18 protein-coding genes are annotated in these 16,014 nt (G+C 68.9%); 6 read left to right on the top strand and 12 right to left on the bottom strand.

What is annotated here, in order from left to right; translation table 11 throughout:
• Window positions 1-152: 152 nt before the first annotated feature.
• From ABZV40_RS31180 to ABZV40_RS31130, 11 genes are all read right to left on the bottom strand, one after another.
• Window positions 153-764: a cyclase gene (locus ABZV40_RS31180; RefSeq protein ID WP_355449411.1), complete on the bottom strand. Its 612-nt coding sequence runs from the start codon at window positions 762-764 to the stop codon at window positions 153-155.
• A gap of 162 nt (window positions 765-926) precedes the next feature.
• Complete coding sequence (locus ABZV40_RS31175) at window positions 927-1,382, bottom strand: hypothetical protein (RefSeq protein ID WP_355449408.1); 456 nt, start codon at window positions 1,380-1,382, stop codon at window positions 927-929.
• Between the two features lie 100 nt (window positions 1,383-1,482).
• Window positions 1,483-2,178 (bottom strand): sirohydrochlorin chelatase, encoded by a 696-nt coding sequence (locus ABZV40_RS31170; RefSeq protein ID WP_355449405.1) that lies wholly within the window; start codon window positions 2,176-2,178, stop codon window positions 1,483-1,485.
• Window positions 2,175-3,047: an ABC transporter permease gene (locus ABZV40_RS31165; protein ID WP_355449402.1), complete on the bottom strand. Its 873-nt coding sequence runs from the start codon at window positions 3,045-3,047 to the stop codon at window positions 2,175-2,177. Before ABZV40_RS31165 ends, ABZV40_RS31170 begins: the two co-directional genes overlap by 4 nt.
• On the bottom strand, window positions 3,031-3,807 hold the full coding sequence (locus ABZV40_RS31160; RefSeq protein WP_355449399.1) for an ABC transporter ATP-binding protein: 777 nt from the start codon (window positions 3,805-3,807) through the stop codon (window positions 3,031-3,033). The genes ABZV40_RS31165 and ABZV40_RS31160 overlap by 17 nt, the downstream gene beginning before the upstream one ends.
• A gap of 19 nt (window positions 3,808-3,826) precedes the next feature.
• On the bottom strand, window positions 3,827-4,840 hold the full coding sequence (locus ABZV40_RS31155) for an ABC transporter substrate-binding protein (RefSeq protein ID WP_355449396.1): 1,014 nt from the start codon (window positions 4,838-4,840) through the stop codon (window positions 3,827-3,829).
• Window positions 4,841-4,893: 53 nt separating this feature from the next.
• Window positions 4,894-6,237 (bottom strand): GTP-binding protein, encoded by a 1,344-nt coding sequence (locus ABZV40_RS31150; RefSeq protein ID WP_355449394.1) that lies wholly within the window; start codon window positions 6,235-6,237, stop codon window positions 4,894-4,896.
• Window positions 6,238-7,140: a sulfate adenylyltransferase subunit CysD gene (gene cysD / locus ABZV40_RS31145; RefSeq protein WP_355449391.1), complete on the bottom strand. Its 903-nt coding sequence runs from the start codon at window positions 7,138-7,140 to the stop codon at window positions 6,238-6,240.
• Complete coding sequence (locus ABZV40_RS31140; protein WP_355449388.1) at window positions 7,137-7,832, bottom strand: phosphoadenylyl-sulfate reductase; 696 nt, start codon at window positions 7,830-7,832, stop codon at window positions 7,137-7,139. The genes cysD and ABZV40_RS31140 overlap by 4 nt, the downstream gene beginning before the upstream one ends.
• Window positions 7,829-7,987, bottom strand: a complete 159-nt coding sequence (locus tag ABZV40_RS31135) for an Insertion element protein (RefSeq protein WP_236223720.1) — start codon at window positions 7,985-7,987, stop codon at window positions 7,829-7,831. Before ABZV40_RS31135 ends, ABZV40_RS31140 begins: the two co-directional genes overlap by 4 nt.
• The gene (locus ABZV40_RS31130; protein ID WP_355449385.1) at window positions 7,984-9,663 is read right to left on the bottom strand and encodes a nitrite/sulfite reductase; all 1,680 of its coding nucleotides are present in this window, start codon (window positions 9,661-9,663) and stop codon (window positions 7,984-7,986) included. The genes ABZV40_RS31135 and ABZV40_RS31130 overlap by 4 nt, the downstream gene beginning before the upstream one ends.
• 368 nt (window positions 9,664-10,031) lie before the next feature.
• Here ABZV40_RS31130 and hemW point away from each other — a divergent pair, with 368 nt between their 5' ends.
• Window positions 10,032-11,240, top strand: a complete 1,209-nt coding sequence (hemW, locus tag ABZV40_RS31125) for a radical SAM family heme chaperone HemW (protein WP_355449382.1) — start codon at window positions 10,032-10,034, stop codon at window positions 11,238-11,240.
• Here the strand turns inward: hemW and ABZV40_RS31120 are convergent.
• Window positions 11,237-11,464 (bottom strand): hypothetical protein, encoded by a 228-nt coding sequence (locus ABZV40_RS31120; protein ID WP_355449379.1) that lies wholly within the window; start codon window positions 11,462-11,464, stop codon window positions 11,237-11,239. The genes hemW and ABZV40_RS31120 overlap by 4 nt on opposite strands.
• A gap of 142 nt (window positions 11,465-11,606) precedes the next feature.
• Between ABZV40_RS31120 and hrcA the strand changes: the two genes are divergently transcribed.
• The 5 genes from hrcA to ABZV40_RS31095 form a co-directional block, all read left to right on the top strand.
• A complete protein-coding gene (gene hrcA, locus ABZV40_RS31115; RefSeq protein ID WP_355449376.1) occupies window positions 11,607-12,629 on the top strand; it encodes a heat-inducible transcriptional repressor HrcA in 1,023 nt (340 codons plus the stop codon).
• A gap of 61 nt (window positions 12,630-12,690) precedes the next feature.
• Window positions 12,691-13,836 carry a molecular chaperone DnaJ gene (gene dnaJ, locus ABZV40_RS31110; RefSeq protein WP_355449423.1) on the top strand — a complete coding sequence of 382 codons (1,146 nt, stop codon included), beginning with the start codon at window positions 12,691-12,693 and terminating at the stop codon, window positions 13,834-13,836.
• On the top strand, window positions 13,833-14,564 hold the full coding sequence (locus tag ABZV40_RS31105; protein ID WP_355449373.1) for a 16S rRNA (uracil(1498)-N(3))-methyltransferase: 732 nt from the start codon (window positions 13,833-13,835) through the stop codon (window positions 14,562-14,564). The genes dnaJ and ABZV40_RS31105 overlap by 4 nt, the downstream gene beginning before the upstream one ends.
• Before the next feature lie 422 nt (window positions 14,565-14,986).
• Entirely contained in the window at window positions 14,987-15,643 is a 657-nt protein-coding gene (locus tag ABZV40_RS31100) for an alpha/beta hydrolase (RefSeq protein WP_355449370.1), read from the top strand.
• A 9-nt stretch (window positions 15,644-15,652) separates the two neighbouring features.
• The coding region (locus tag ABZV40_RS31095; protein ID WP_355449367.1) for a TetR/AcrR family transcriptional regulator at window positions 15,653-16,014 on the top strand (362 nt) is incomplete at its 3' end.

Here is a 16,014-nt window from a genome sequence, read left to right as displayed (position 1 = left end):
CTGCCGGGCAGTTACGTGGATGAAGGGCTCCTTCATCCACACCAGGTGGAGGAAGGAGCCCTTCATCCACCTCACCGGACGGCGAGTTGCGAACACGACTTCTGGCTACCTGCTTGGTCCGTGATGCCCGGCAGGGGGTGGGGCACCACGTCTCAGCCGATGGTGGTGGTCGTCAGCACGGGGCTCGGGTCCGGATAGCCCTTGGCCGCGGCGTTGATCGGGAACCCGATGACCGTGACGACGGCGGTGAAGGTGAGGCCGGGCGCGTCGTAGCTGGTGCCGCCCAGCTTCGTGGTGATCGTGCCGGCGCCGCCGGCCTGCAGGTTGATCGCGACCGTCGGCAGCTCGAAGTCCGCGCCGCCCTTGATCGGACCCGGCACGCTCAGCACGACGTCGTTGCCCTGCAAGGCGACCGTCGGCGTGCCACCCAGCCCGGAGCCGCCGGACAGCGACGCGGACTGGAACGTGGAGTTGGCCGGCACCGGCAGCTTGAGCGCGAGACCCTTGATCTCACGCACCTGCCGCCCGCCCGCCTCGGACGGGATCTTGTTGGGCGCGGGGTCGATGGTGACCTTGAGCGTCCCGTTCGGTGCGACGGTGGCCGGCGCACTCGCGTCGACCCCCTGGTCGAGCGTGAAGTCCGACGACTGCCCGGCGGCACTCGCGCGGAGCTTGTAGGTGACGGTCTGCGGGGCTGCTGACGCGTTGGTGGCGAACATCAGCATCGGTACCACCAGTAGAGATGCGATTCCGGCTAGCTTCATGGCCTCTCCCCGTTGAGTGGACGAGGGACATTCGCAGCACGCGGCGTAGTCACTTAACTACTAATGAGTAGGTTTCACGTCAACAGTTCACACTTCACATCGCCCGAACGGCGCTGGACATTCGATCTTGTGGCGGCGGCCGGAAGTGGACAGCGGTTGGGCTCAAATGTGCTGTTCCCTCTTCCAGAGCCTCTGCCGCCAGGTGGAGGAAGTGAGCCCAGGTGCGCGTCCGGACGGTCGCTGTCTGGGCTTCGCGCTTTCCAGACCTGCCCCAGGTCGACGACGGTGCCGATGACCGGCGCGGTACGCCGTTTCCAGTCGCCTCCCGCGCCGTGGCACCACGCGATCGCGCGAGCCGAGCACCAACCTCGTCACCCCGGCGCCGATGGCGTCTTCGACGAGCAGCGGCAGGAGGTTCGCTCGGGCTCGCTCACTCAGCCCGCGCGCGGTGTAGATGTTCACCACGAAGTCGCAGCACGCCAGTCTGTCGGCGATCAGCTCGCGGCGAGCCGGCTTCTCCGTCTTGAAGTGCACGCGCCGGGAGCCGGGAAGCAGCAGACCACGCATCATCGAGCGGGTGGAGTGCAGCCCGTTCGGGGAGATCAGAACGGCTGCCATCAGGTAACCGCTCCGTTCCGACTCGTCGACAAACATATGTATCCAAACAGGATCGCAGGTACCCCTGACGTTTCCTGTTCGGGTGATCAAATCACCGCGGCTAAGCCGCGACGCTCCGGCGCGCCAGGGCGGAGTCGTAGCGGTCCAGCACCAGTTGCGCGACTTCGACGTCGTCACCCAACGGCCGTGCCACCACGGCATCGCCCGCCAACGACGCAACCTTGTCCGGCAGCAGCCCCGGCGCCAGGAACCACGACGCCACGGCGATCCGCGTGGCCCCGCGGGCGCGCAACCGCGAGATCGCCTCGGGCACGGTGGGCGAGGCGATCGACGCGAAAGCCGCCTCCACCCCCGCCCATCCCGACTCACGAGCCCACCGCCGGGCGACGCGCGCCACGGCCTCGTTGGCCGGACCGTGCGACGACCCGGCACCCGCGAGCACCACGCCCAGCGACCGGTCGCCGAAGGAGACCCCGGCCTCGGACAGCCGCCGCAAAGCCGCCGACTCCAGCCGCGGATCCGGTCCCAGCACATCGGTGACCACCGCGGGCACCCGCGACTCGGCCACCGCGGCCGGCACGTCCACCCGTGCGTGAAAAGCCTTGCCCAGCAACAAGGGTACGACCACCGAAGGCCCGCGCAGCACGTCGCTCAACCGAGGCGCGCAGAGGTCCAGGAACCCACCGCGGACGTCCAGGTCGGGACGCAGCGACCGCACCACGTCCAGCAAAGCGTGAACGGACGCGGCCGAGCGGGGATCACGGCTGCCGTGTGCGACAGCGACAAGCGGCGTCACAGCGCACCCGTCAGGCCACGAGCCCGCAGCACGGCGCGCTCCAACGGGCGGAACAGCAGCAGTTCGATCCCGATGCCCACCAACAGGATCAAGAAGATCGCCGCGATCACCATGTTGATGTCGTTCAACGACGACCCGTTGTGCAGGTACTGACCGAGCCCGACACCCAACTGGGGCGAGGTCGCGATGATCTCCGCGGCCATCAGCGACCGCCACGAGAACGCCCAGCCCTGCTTCAAGCCGGCCAGATACCCGGGCAGAGCGGCAGGCAGCAGGATGTGCCGTGCGGAAGCCAGCCGGCCCGCGCCGAGAGCACGCCCCACCCGCGGCAGCAAGGGCGGGATCTGGTCGATGCCGGCCACCAGACCGTTGGCGATGGAGGGCACGGACCCCATCAGCACCACGAAGTAGATCGTGGACGGCGTCACGCCGAACCACAGGATCGCGGCGGGAACCCAGGCCACCGAGGGAAGTGACTGCAGACCGGTCAGCAGCGACCCGATCGCCGCGCGCACCACCCGCACCTTGGCGACCAGCAACCCCAGCGGCGTCGCGATCAGCACGGCCGCGATGAACCCGAACACCGCGCGGTGCAACGAGGTCCACAGGACGCTGAACGCCTGACCGGTGGAGATCGAGCGCACGAGCTCGTTCCACACGTTGACCGGTGCGGGCAGCTGGAACTCCGGCAGCAGAGCCGACGCCCACAACGCCTGCCACACACCGAGAAGCAGGGCGAACGCGATGATCGGTGGCAGGCCGGTCTTCAGGAATCGGCGCCACAAAGGCACTTTCTGCACCTCGACGGGTGCGTCCAGCGCGTCGAGCCCGGCGCCGACCTTGTCGAGCGTGTCAGACGGCGTGGCCACTGATGACCTCTCGCAGGTGGGTGTTGATCTCGTCGAGAACCGTGTCGGAGGACCCCGTGACGTCCCACTCGCGCACCACACGGCCGGGGCGCGAGGAGAGCAGCACGACGCGCTGGCCGAGGCGCACGGCCTCGCGGACGTCGTGCGTCACGAAGATGATCGCGGTGTTCGTGGTCTCCCACACGCGCAGCAGTTCGCTCTGCAGCACGTCACGCGTGATGGCGTCCAACGCCGCGAACGGTTCGTCCATCAGCAGAAGCGCCGGCGCGCCGTCAGCCGACACCGTGGTGGACGCCAGCGCGCGAGCCAGAGCCACGCGCTGGCGCATACCACCGGAAAGCTCGTGCGGGCGCTTGTCCGCGACGTCACCGAGCCGCACGAGGTCGAGCAGCTCCAACGCGCGACGCTTGCGCGCCAACCGGCCCACGCCGGCGAAGCGCAGCGCCAGTTCGACGTTGCGCACGGCGGTGAGCCACGGCATCAAAGCGGGCTCCTGGAACATCACGGCCGGGCGCGACGTGTTGAGCTGCAGCTCACCCGACGTCGCGCCGTCCAGGCCGGCGACGATGTTCAGCAGCGTGCTCTTGCCGCAGCCCGACGCGCCGAGAAGGCACACGAACTCGCCGGGCCTGACCTTGAGATCAACCCCGTCGAGGGCCACCACGGCCGAGCTGCCGTGGCCGAACACCTTGCGGACGCCGGCCAGTTCGACGGCAGTATCCACAGTAGACAGAACAGTGGTCTCGAGCGTGGCGGTCATGTCCGTGTCCCCTCGGTGCTTACTTCTTGTCCAGTCCGGCTGCTTGCACCTGCGGCTTGCCCTGTGCCTGAAGAACCTTGTTCAGCAACGTGAAGTCGGCGTACCCGGCGACGTTCGCGGCCTCGGTGGCCACGCCCGCGGTCACTGCGTCCTTCGCGAGCTGCGGGAAGGTCTTGGCCTGTGCGTCGGTGGTCAGCTCGATGTTCTTCCACGCGGCGTCGAGGATCTTGTCGCCGAGCTTCTTCGACGTGAGCTTCTCCAGCGCGGCGTTCACGGTCTTCTTCGCGTCGTCGGCGTTGCTCCTGGCCCAGTCGACCGCGGCGACGTGGCCCTTGAGCACGGCCTCGACGGTCTCCGGGTGCTCCTGCAGGAACTTCGTCCGCACGATGATCACCGTGGTCGGGAACTGCCCGCCCTCCCACAGGGTCTTCTCGTCGATCAGCACCTTCGCGCCCGCCTCGGCGACGACGCGCGACGACCACGGCTCCGGCAGCCACGCGCCCTGGATGTCGCCCTTCTTGAACAGGTCGAGCGTCTGCGCGTTCTCCACGTTCTGGACGGTGACCTGGCCGGTGAGGTTCTTGCCCGCCAGGTACTTCTTCAGCGCCACGTCCTGGGTGTTCGCGAGCTGCGGCGTCGCGACGGTCTTGCCCTTGAGGTCCTCGACCGAGTTGATCTCGGGCTTCACCACCAGCGCCGCGCCACCGGACGTGGCACCGGAGATGAGCTTCACCGCCTCGCCCTTGGACTTCGCGTAGGCGTTGATCGCGGGACCGGAACCGATGTAGGCGATGTCGAGGGACTCGCCCAGGAGGGCGTTGACCTCGTCTGGGCCTGCGTTGAACGTCTGCGTCGTGAGCTTGGTGTTGCCGAGTTCCTTCTTGAACAGGTCCTTCTCCACGCCGATCAACGCGGCAGCGTGGGTGACGTTCGGGAAGTAGCCGATGCGAACCTCGGCCGCCGGGCCCTTCGACTGGGCGGCGGCGGGAGTGTCGCTGGACCCGGCGCGGCTGCAACCGGAAAGTGCTGTCAAGGCAATCAGTGCGATGGCAACGGCGGGCTTGAGATTCACGGCGTGAATGCCTTTCAGGGACCGGGGGAGACGAGGGCGTGGTTGTCCGGGGTAGCGGCGCTACCCCCGGTACAGCTCTCCACGCCGTTCTCGAGCAGCGGCAGCGGAGCCCCGACCAGTCCGGCGGCGAGCGTGGACCCGTCGCTCGCGTCGATCACCAGGAACGACCCGGTGCGCCGGCTGAAGCTGTAGTCGTCCAGCGGTACTTCCTCCGCGAGGCGCAGCGCCACGCGGCCGATCTCGTTGAGCTCCAACGAATCCGGGCTGTCCACACTGGACAGCGTCTGCTCGTCGAAGCGGTCGCGCAGTTCGGTGACCATCGCCTGCACGGTGCGCGTGCCGTGCTTGACGAGAACTCGGGCGCCGGCACGGAGAGGCTTCTCCGCGAGCCAGCACAGCGTGGCGTCCAGCTCGTCGGTGACCTTGGGCTCGTTGCCCGCCACCGAGATCAGGTCACCGCGCGAGATGTCGATGTCGTCGGCCAGCAGCAACGTCACGGACTGGCCGGCCGCCGCCTCCGCCAGTTCGCCGTCCGCCGTGTCGATCTTCGTGACCGTCGAGCGACGGCCCGACGGCAGCACCACGATCTCGTCGCCGGGCTTGACCGTGCCCGCCGCGACCAGACCGGCGTAGCCGCGGTAGTCGAGGTGCTCGGCGGTGCGCGGGCGGATCACGTACTGCACCGGGAACCGGAACGGCGCGTCGTGCGGGTCGGGCTCGACCGGCACGTTCTCCAGGTGCTCCAGCAGGGTCGGGCCGGAGTACCAGGGCGTGTTCGCGGACTTCTCCACCACGTTGTCACCGGCCAGCGCGGACACCGGGATCTCGACGACCGCGTCCTCGGTGTAGCCGAGAGCCGTCGCGTGCGCGGTGAACTCCTTGGCGATGCGGGAGAACGTCACCTCGTCGTAGTCCACGAGGTCGATCTTGTTGACCGCGAGCACCAGCCGCGGCACGCCGAGCAGCGCGAGAACCGCGGCGTGGCGGCGGGTCTGCTCGATGACGCCCTTGCGCGCGTCGACCAGCAGGACCGCCAGCTGCGCGGTGGACGCACCGGTGACCGTGTTGCGGGTGTACTGGACGTGGCCGGGGGTGTCCGCGAGCACGAACGACCGCTTGGGCGTCGCGAAGTACCGGTACGCCACGTCGATCGTGATGCCCTGCTCGCGTTCCGAGCGCAGGCCGTCGACCAGCAGCGACAGGTCCGGCGTCGCGAGGCCGCGGTCGGCGCTCGCGCGGTGCACCGCGTCGAGCGTGTCCGCGAGCACGGACTTGGTGTCGTAGAGCAGCCTGCCGACGAGCGTGGACTTGCCGTCGTCCACGCTGCCCGCGGTGGCCAGCCTCAACAGGTCGCTCATCTAGAAGTAACCCTCCCGCTTGCGGTCTTCCATGGCGGCCTCGGACAGCCGGTCGTCGGCCCGCGTGGCGCCGCGCTCGGTCAGTCGGGAGGCGGCGACCTCGGCGATCACCGCGTGGATGTCGGCGGCGTCGGACTCGACGGCACCCGTGCAGGAGCCGTCACCGACCGTGCGGTAGCGAACCGTCTTGCGCACCAGCGTTTCGCCGTCGCGCGCCTTGCCCCACGGGCCTTCGGCGAGCCACATGCCGTCGCGCAGGAACACCTCGCGCTCGTGCGCGTAGTAGATGTCCGGCAGCTCCACGCCCTCGCGCTCGATGTAGTTCCACACATCGAGCTCGGTCCAGTTGGACAGCGGGAACACGCGGACGTGCTCACCGGGGCGGTGCCGGCCGTTGTAGAGGTTCCACAGCTCCGGGCGCTGGCGCTTCGGGTCCCACTGGCCGAACGCCGTGCGCAGGCTGAAGATCCGCTCCTTGGCGCGGGCGCGTTCCTCGTCCCGGCGGCCACCGCCGAACACCGCGTCGAACTTGTGCGCGGTGATCGTGTCCAGCAACGGCACCGTCTGCAACGGGTTGCGCGTGCCGTCCGGGCGCTCTTCGAGGCGGCCGTCGTCGATCCAGTCCTGGACCTTCGCGACCTCCAGCCGCAGACCGTGTTGCGCGACAACGCGGTCGCGGAACTCGATGACCTCGTCGAAGTTGTGCCCGGTGTCGACGTGCAGCAGCGGGAACGGCACCGGCGCCGGGTAGAACGCCTTGATCGCGAGGTGCAGCAGCAGGGTCGAGTCCTTGCCGCCGGAGAAGAGGATCACCGGCCGGTCGAACTCGCCCGCGACCTCGCGGAAGATGTGGATCGCCTCCGATTCGAGGCGCCCCAAGGTGTCCAGAGTGGTTGTGGTCATCCGTGCAACCCGCATTCCGTCTTCGCCTGACCCGCCCAGCGGCCGCTGCGGGCGTCCTGCCCCGGCAACGGCTTCGACGTGCACGGCAGGCAGCCGATGGAGGGATATCCCTCCTGCACCAGCAAGTTCTCCAAGATCCCGTGCTCGCGGATGTAGGCGTTGAACTCGTCATCGCTCCACGGCGCGATCGGGTTGATCTTCACCAGGCCGTTGCGCTCGTCCCACTGCACGATCGGCGTGTTCGCGCGGGTGGGTGCGTCCACGCGGCGAACGCCGGTGACCCACGCGTCGTACTTCGCGAGCTCCCGGCGCAGCGGCACGACCTTGCGCAGGTGGCAGCACTTGCCCGGATCCGACTGGTAGAGCAGGCCGAACTCGCGTTCCTGGTCCTCGACCGACTGCTCGGCCTCGGCGTTCACGATCCGCACGTCCGGGTAGACGACCCCGACCGCGTCGCGCACGCCGATGGTCTCCGGGAAGTGGTAGCCGGTCTGCAGGAACAGCACGTCGAAGTTCGGTTTCACCTTGGCCGCGAGGTCGATCAGCACGGCGTCCTGCATGTTCGACGCGACGATGTAGCTGTCGCCGAACGTGCGGGCGGTCCACTCCAGCGCCTCGATCGCGGTGGCGTTGGCCAGCTCCTCCTGAGCGGCTTCGGCGACGATCTTGAGGTCTTCCTTGAGATCGCTCACTTCTTCACCTCCTGCGGAAGGTTGAGCCCGACGAACGAGACCTTGAAAACGCGGCGGCAGCCGGTGCACAGCCACGCGTAGCCGGGTTCCTCCTGCGGACGGAGGTCCTCGTCGCCGCAGTAGGGGCAGTAGAAGGGCGTCGCGCGTTCGCTCACCTCAGCGCACCCTCTTCCGCGCGAGCGACCCACTGGGCGAACCGCTCGTCGGTTTCGCGCTGGGCGACGAAGTTCCGCACGACCCGCTCGACGTACTCGGGCAGCTCGTTCGCGGTGACCTTGTGGCCGCGCAGCTTCCGGCCGAACCCGGCGTCGAGGCCGAGGCCGCCGCCGAGGTGAACCTGGAAGCCCTCGACCTGGTTGCCCCCCTCGTCCGTGACGATCTGGCCCTTGAGGCCGATGTCCGCGGTCTGGATGCGGGCGCAGGAGTTGGGGCAGCCGTTGATGTGCACGGTGATCGGCGCGGTGACGCCGTCGACGATGTCCTTGAGGTTGGCTTCGAGCTGCGTGACGAGCTCGTTGGCGCGGGCCTTGGTCTCGACGATCGCGAGCTTGCAGAACTCGATGCCGGTGCACGCCATGATGCCCCGCCGCCACGGCGACGGCTCGACCTGCAGGCCGAGCTTGGCGAGGTTGCTCTTCAGCGTGGAGACCTCGGCCTCCGGCACGTCCAGCACGATGATCTTCTGCTGCGGCGTGAACCGGACGCGCTGCGACCCGGCCTGCTCGGCGATCTTCGCGACCTCGACCAGGATCGAACCGGAGACGCGGCCCGCGACCGGCGCGGCACCGACGTAGAACAGGCCGTCCTTCTGCTTGTGCACGCCGATGTGGTCGAGCTGCTGGCTGAGGACCTCGGGCGCGGGCCCGTCGATCATCTTGCGCTTGAGGTACTCGTCCTCCATCACCTGCCGGAACTTCTCCGGACCCCAGTCGGCGACGAGGAACTTGATGCGCGCCCGGTGGCGCAGGCGGCGGTAGCCGTAGTCGCGGAAGACGCTGATGACCGCCTCCCACACGTCCGGCACCTCGTCGAGCGGCACCCAGGCGCCCAGACGCTTGCCCAGCATGGGGTTCGTGGACAGGCCGCCACCGACCCAGAGGTCGAAGCCGGGTCCGTGCTCCGGGTGGTCGACGCCGACGAACGCGACGTCGTGGATCTCGTGCGCGACGTCCTGCAGGCCGGAGATGGCGGTCTTGAACTTGCGCGGCAGGTTGGAGAACCGCGGGTCGCCGATGTAGCGCTCGAGGATGGTGTCGATCGCCGGCTGGCCGTTGACGACCTCGTCCTCGGCGATGCCCGCGACCGGTGAACCGAGGATGACGCGCGGGCTGTCACCGCACGCCTCCATCGTGGTCAGGCCGACGGCTTCGAGCTTCTGCCAGATGGTGGGAACGTCCTCGATCCGGATCCAGTGGTACTGGATGTTCTGCCGGTCGGTGATGTCCGCGGTGTCGCGCGCGTAGGTCTGCGAGATCTCGCCGAGGACCTTCAGCTGCTGCGTGGTCAGCGCACCGCCGTCGCTGCGCACGCGCATCATGAAGAACTCGTCGTCCAGCTCCTCCGGTTCGAGCGTGGCCGTGCGGCCGCCGTCGATGCCGGGCTTGCGCTGGGTGTACAGGCCGTACCACCGGAAGCGTCCGCGCAGGTCGGCCGGGTCGATGGAGTCGAAACCGCGGTGGGCGTAGATGTTCTCGATGCGGGTGCGGACGTTGAGCGGGTTGTCGTCCTTCTTGCTCCGCTCGTTGGGGTTCAGCGGCTCTCGGTACCCGAGCGCCCACTGCCCCTCGCCGCGACGCTGCTTGGCTCGCGGTGACGTCTGCGGCGGGACCATCGCCATCCTCCGGGGTTTCGAGGCGCTGGATGCGCATGCGAGCCCAGAGGTGCTGTGGTGGGGGCCTCGTCAGCGCACCAAGCGCCGACGGGAACAAATCAGCGCGTGGTTATGCCGTGCAACGGCACATCGCGCTGGAGACACGACGGAAGTCGACGTGGCGGCGGGCCACGAGGCGGACTCCGGTCGAAGGCATGACCTCAGTGTGCCTGCCGTCCAGAGCATGGTCCACCGCCAACCGAATGCTGGGATTTTGCTGGGGAAGTTGACATTCTTGGCCGGTTTCGCAGAGTGATAGTTCTGTCACAGACAGAGATGAGTCCTGGCTGGGCACCGCCGTTCGGGCGTCGTGGTGGACACTGAACGTCATGCCCTCCGCTTTGCCCGAAGGCGAGCCCGCGCCCGCCGACGGTTCGCTTCCCGCTTCCGCTCTGGCCGGCGTCGGCTCCCGTCCGTTCGGCATCTACGTGCACGTGCCGTTCTGCGCGACCCGCTGCGGCTACTGCGACTTCAACACCTACACGCCCGGCGAGCTCGGCACGTCCGCCTCGCCGCAGTCGTGGCTGGAGGGCCTGCGCCGCGAGCTCGACCTCGCCGCCTCCGTGCTGGGCGGTGGCGTGCCCGCCTCGACCGTCTTCGTGGGCGGAGGCACCCCGTCGCTGCTGGGCGCCTCCGGCCTGACTGATGTGTTGGATGCGATACATCAGTCGTTCGGCCTGGCTCCCGGCGCCGAGGTGACGACGGAGTCGAACCCCGAGTCGACGTCCCCGTCGTTCTTCGAGGGCATCCGGTCGGCGGGATACACCCGAGTGTCACTCGGCATGCAGTCGGCGGCACGCCACGTGCTGGCCGTCCTCGACCGCAAGCACACGCCCGGCCGTCCGGTCGACGCCGCTCGCGAGGCCCGGTCCGCCGGGTTCGAGCACGTGAACCTGGACCTGATCTACGGCACGCCGGGGGAGCGGCCCGCTGATCTCGCCGCGTCACTGGACGCCGTCCTGGAGGCGGGCGTCGACCACGTGTCCGCGTACGCGTTGATCGTCGAGGACGGCACGGGCCTCGCCCGCCGCATCCGGCGCGGTGACCTGCCGATGCCGGACGACGACGTGCTGGCGTCGTCCTACGAGATGGTCGACTCGACGCTGTCCGCGGCCGGCTTCTCCTGGTACGAGGTCTCCAACTGGGCGACTTCGGTCGAGGCTCGGTGTCAGCACAACGTCCTGTACTGGAAGGGCGCCGACTGGTGGGGTTTCGGCCCCGGCGCGCACAGCCACGTCGGCGGCGTGCGCTTCTGGAACGTCAAGCACCCGGCCCGCTACTCGTCGCTGCTCGCCGAGGGCAAGTCACCCGCGGCCGGGCGCGAGGTGCTGTCGGACGAGGACCGGCGGGTGGAGCGCGTGCTGCTGGAACTCCGCCTGGCCGAGGGGCTGCCGCTCGACGTGCTGGACGACGCCGGCCGCGCGGAAGCCCGCGCGGCGGTCGCGGACGGGCTGCTCGACCCCCTCGACGACCGGTGCGTGCTGACCGACCGCGGCCGCCTCCTGGCCGACGCCGTGGTGCGCCGCCTGCTGCCCTAACGGGCCCGGATGTCGTGCTGGCTGCGGACTTCGGTGACGAGCTCGCCGCGCTTCTCGTACGTCACGGTGGCCCACCACAGGCCGTCCTGGCGTCTGGCGGGTTCCCAGACCAGCGTGCCTTCCCACCACCTGTCCTCGCTCAGCACCAGGCACGGCTTCTCCGGCGGGTCGTCGTCAGGAGGTGGCCTGAGCCACACCACGTTGTTCACGTCTCGTCCCCGCATCTCTTGATGGTTTGGACCCTAGCGAGCACCACCGACAAGTACAGGGCCGCTCGAGTTCTGCACGGGTGGAGCTCAGAGCGAGCACCAGGCAGGAAACCGCCTGGGTAAACTCGGTGAGTACGGGACACGGAGGTGAACAGCGGTGAACGCCGATGAGCGTCGGTTCGAGGTGTTGCGCGCCATCGTTGCCGACTACGTGTCCAACCAGGAGCCGGTCGGGTCGAAGGCCCTGGTCGAGAGGCACAACCTGGGGGTGTCGAGCGCGACCGTGCGCAACGACATGGCCGCGTTGGAGGACGAGGGCTACATCGCCCAGCCGCACACCAGCGCCGGCCGGGTGCCGACGGACAAGGGCTACCGGCTCTTCGTGGACAAGCTGAGCGAGGTCAAGCCGCTCTCGCAGGCGGAGAAGCGGGCGATCCGCAGCTTCCTCGACGGAGCGCTCGACCTCGACGACGTCATGCGCCGCAGCGTGCGGTTGCTCGCGCAGCTGACCAGGCAGGTCGCGGTCATCCAGGTGCCAACCCTGTCGCGTGCGGCCGTGCGGCACCTCGAAGTGCTGCCGATCACACCGTCCCGGCTGATGCTCGTGCTGATCACCGACACCGGGCGGGTCGACCAGCGCATCGTCGAGCTGGGCGACGTGATCAGCGAGGAGGACACGGCGCTGCTGCGCACCATGCTGAACCAGGCGATGGCGGGCCAGCGGCTGTCCGACGCGAGCGCCAAGGTCGCCGAGCTGCCCGAAGAGGTGCGGCAGGACCTGCGCGACCACATGCTGCGGGTCGCTACCGTGCTGATCGAGACGCTCGTCGAGCACCCGGAGGAACGGCTCGTGCTCGGCGGCACCGCGAACCTCACCCGCAACGTCGCCGACTTCCCCGGCTCGCTCCGGCAGGTGCTGGAGGCGCTCGAGGAACAGGTGATCGTGCTCAAGCTGCTCGCCGCCTCCCGCGACCCCGGTCGCGTGCTGGTGCGCATCGGCGAGGAGAACGAGGCGGCGGAGATGCGCAGCACCTCCGTGGTGTCCATCGGCTACGGCAGCCGGGACAACCCGCTCGGCGGCCTCGGCGTCGTCGGGCCCACGCGCATGGACTACCCAGGAACAATGGCGGCCGTCCGCGCCGTTGCCAACTACGTCGGTGAGATCCTCACCGGCCGCTGACCTTCAACACCGCACCTACGAGAACTTCTTGCTCTGAAAGATGAAGACGAAAGCGAACAAGGTGGCCAGGGATTACTACGGCATCCTCGGTGTCTCGCAGAACGCGACACAGGATGAGATCAAGCGCGCCTATCGCAAGCTCGCAAGGCAGCTGCACCCGGACGTCAATCCCAACGAGGAGGCCCGCTTCAAGGAGGTCACGGCCGCCTACGAGGTGTTGTCGAACCCCGAGAAGCGCCGCGTCGTCGACCTCGGCGGCGACCCGCTCGACTCCGGCGGCGGGCGCGCGGGCGGTGACCCGTTCGCGGGCTTCGGCCTCGGCGACATCATGGACGCCTTCTTCGGCGCCACGTCCGGCGGTGGCCGCGGTCCGCGCAGCCGCGTGCAGCCCGGCTCCGACGCGCTCATCCGGCTCGACATGACGCTGGAGGAGTGCGCGGCGGGCGCCACCCGTGAGCTGACCGTCGACACCGCGATCCTGTGCGACCGCTGCCACGGCGCCGGCACCTCCGGCGACTCCAAGCCGATCCGCTGCGACACGTGCAACGGCCGCGGCGAGGTCCAGTCGGTGCAGCGCTCGTTCCTCGGCCAGGTCGTGACTTCGCGCCCGTGCCCGGTGTGCCGCGGTTTCGGCGAGGTCATCCCCGACCCGTGCCAGCAGTGCAGCGGCGACGGCCGCGTCCGCTCGCGCCGCACGATCTCCGTGAACATCCCCGCCGGCGTCGCCGAGGGCATGCGCGTGCGCCTCGCGGGTCAGGGTGAGGTCGGCCCCGGCGGTGGCCCGGCCGGCGACCTCTACGTCGAGGTCGAGGAGCACCCGCACGAGATCTTCGAACGCGACGGTGCCGACCTGCACTGCGTCGTGCAGATCCCGATGACGACAGCCGCCCTCGGCGCCACGCTGCCGTTGAAGACGCTCGACGGCGAGGAAGAACTGCAGATCGACCCCGGCACGCAGCCGGGCACGCAGCTCGTGCTGCAGGGCCGCGGCATGCCGAAGCTGCGGTCCACCGGTCGCGTCGACGGCCGCGGCGACCTGCACGTGCACCTGGAGGTCGTCGTGCCCACCAAGCTCGACGCCGCCCAGACCACGCTGCTGCGGGAGCTGGCCGAGCTGCGCGGCGAGAGCGAGCCTTCGTTGTCCCACAACGGCAAGGGCGGCGGCGGCCTGTTCTCCCGCCTGCGTGCCTCGCGCGGGCACCGGTGACCCTGCCGGTCTTCCTCGTCCCGGCGCTGCCGCCGGGCGAGGAGTTCGTGCTGGACGGACCGGAAGGCCGCCACGCCGCCACCGTGCGACGCCTGCGCGTGGGCGAGGAACTCGTGCTGTCCGACGGGTCCGGGACGCTGGTGCGCTGCTCGGTGGTCGCCGTCGAACGGGACGCGTTGTCGCTGCACGTGGTCGAACGCACGGTGGAACCCGAACCGGCCCCGCGCGTGGTGCTCGCCCAAGCCCTGGTGAAGGGCGACCGCGGCGAGCTCGCCGTCGAACTGGCCACCGAGGCCGGTGTGGACGGTGTGGTGCCGTGGCGCGCCTCCCGGTGCGTGGCGAAGTGGGAGGACGGCCCGCGCGGCGCGAAAGCTTTGGGGCGCTGGCGATCCACCGTTCGTGAGGCGGCGAAGCAGGCCCGCCGTTCGCGGGTGCCGTTCGTCGACGAACCCGTGAGCACGGCTCAGCTTTCCCAGCGCGTGTCGTCCTCGGCCTTGACGCTCGTGTTGCATGAGAGCGCGACCGAGCGACTGGCCGACGTGCCGCTGCCCGATTCCGGAGACGTGCTGCTCGTCGTCGGTCCAGAAGGCGGAATCACGCCCGAGGAACTCGAAGCTCTGCGATCTGCGGGTGCGCGGATCGTCCGATTGGGTCCAACCGTTCTGCGTGCATCTACCGCTGCCGCGGTTGCTCTGGGTGCGCTCGGGGTACTCACCTCTCGCTGGTGACCCAGTTCACTCCGAAGGTGAACATCGGATGGATTGGCTTGACGGAAGCTGTAGCGAATCGCAGGCCGATGGGGTTACCCTTGTCGTCAGAGGGGCTGATTGGTCTATCCGGAAACGGAGTAGACGATTAGACCCTTCTGACCAAAGGACTCGCCGGACACCTCCCCCCTCGGTCCGGCGTCGGCGCCTCGCGGCGAAGCGACCCCCAGGCTTCGGACCGCGAGGCGCCCCTTTTGGTTCGGGCGGGGCTGCTCGGCGCTGGCGCGCCTTCGCCGCCTGCCCAAAAGGGTGTTTTTTGGGGGCCGAGCCCCCAAACCCCAGCCGGGGCTGCGCCCCGGACCCCCTGAGGCCTCGCCTTCGGCGTCGGCGTTGGTGTTGGCGTTGGCGGGGGGTGTATTCGGTTTCTCGCGTAGCGTCTGCGTGTGCAGCGGATTGCTTACGGTGGTCATCCCAGTCAATTTGGTGAGCTTTACGTTCCTGACGGTGTTGCTGACGGTGCTGTTGTCGTCATTCACGGTGGTTTTTGGCATCAGCGGTACGGGTTGGAGCTCGGGCGGCCGCTTGCCGAGGTGCTTGTCCGTGACGGATTTGTTGTTTGGAACATCGAATATCGGCGGGTTGGCGGTGACGGTGGGTGGCCGGTTACCGGACAGGACGTGTTGGCGGCGATTGACGCCGTCGACATCGGACCCGTTGTGACACTCGGACACAGCGCCGGAGGGCATCTCGCTGTGTGGGCGGCCAAGCACAGCGAGCGAGTGGTCGGAGCGGTGGCTCAGGCGGCGGTGCTCGACTTCACGCAGCACGTCACGCACCGGGCGTTGGAGCTGTGCACCGAGGAGCAGTTCGGGGAGGCCTCGCCGACGGCGTTGGTGCCGATCGGCAAGCCGGTGGTCTGCGTGCACGGTGATCGCGACGAGGACGTTCCAGTCGAGCAGAGCGTCGGGTTCTGCGCGGTGGAGCCGCAGGCGGAGCTCGTGGTGGTGCCCGGAGCCGGGCACATGGACGTGATCACGCCCGGCACCGAGGCCTGGGAGAGGTGCCGCGAGGCGGTCGTTCGGCTTGCGCGGCGCTGCTAGAAAGGGCCGGTGCCGAAGGTGGTCGACCACGAGGAACGGCGCCGCGAACTGGCCGAGGCGGTGTGGCGCATCGTGCGGCGGGACGGGATCGACCACGCCTCGGTGCGCGCCGTCGCCGCGGAGTCCGGGTGGTCCAGCGGGTCGTTGCGCCGCTACTTCCCCACGCAGGACTCGTTGCTGGGGTTCGCGATGGAGCTCACGTACCGGCGGTTCATCGCGCGGCTGGAGAAGATCGACACCTCGGTCGGCAACCGGGAGCTGGTGAGGGCCTTCGCGCGATCCGGAAGGTCTGGCGAGGTGGATGAAGGGCGCCTTCCTCCACCTGGTGTGGATGAAGGCGCCCTTCATCCACGTAGCCGACCGCCCGGCGG

Origin of the sequence: Lentzea sp. NPDC004782, assembly GCF_040609115.1 — a bacterium.
In the GTDB taxonomy this organism is placed as follows: domain Bacteria; phylum Actinomycetota; class Actinomycetes; order Mycobacteriales; family Pseudonocardiaceae; genus Lentzea.
The sequence above is the reverse complement of the archived record's forward strand: the minus strand, read 5'-3'. Positions and strand labels throughout refer to the sequence as shown.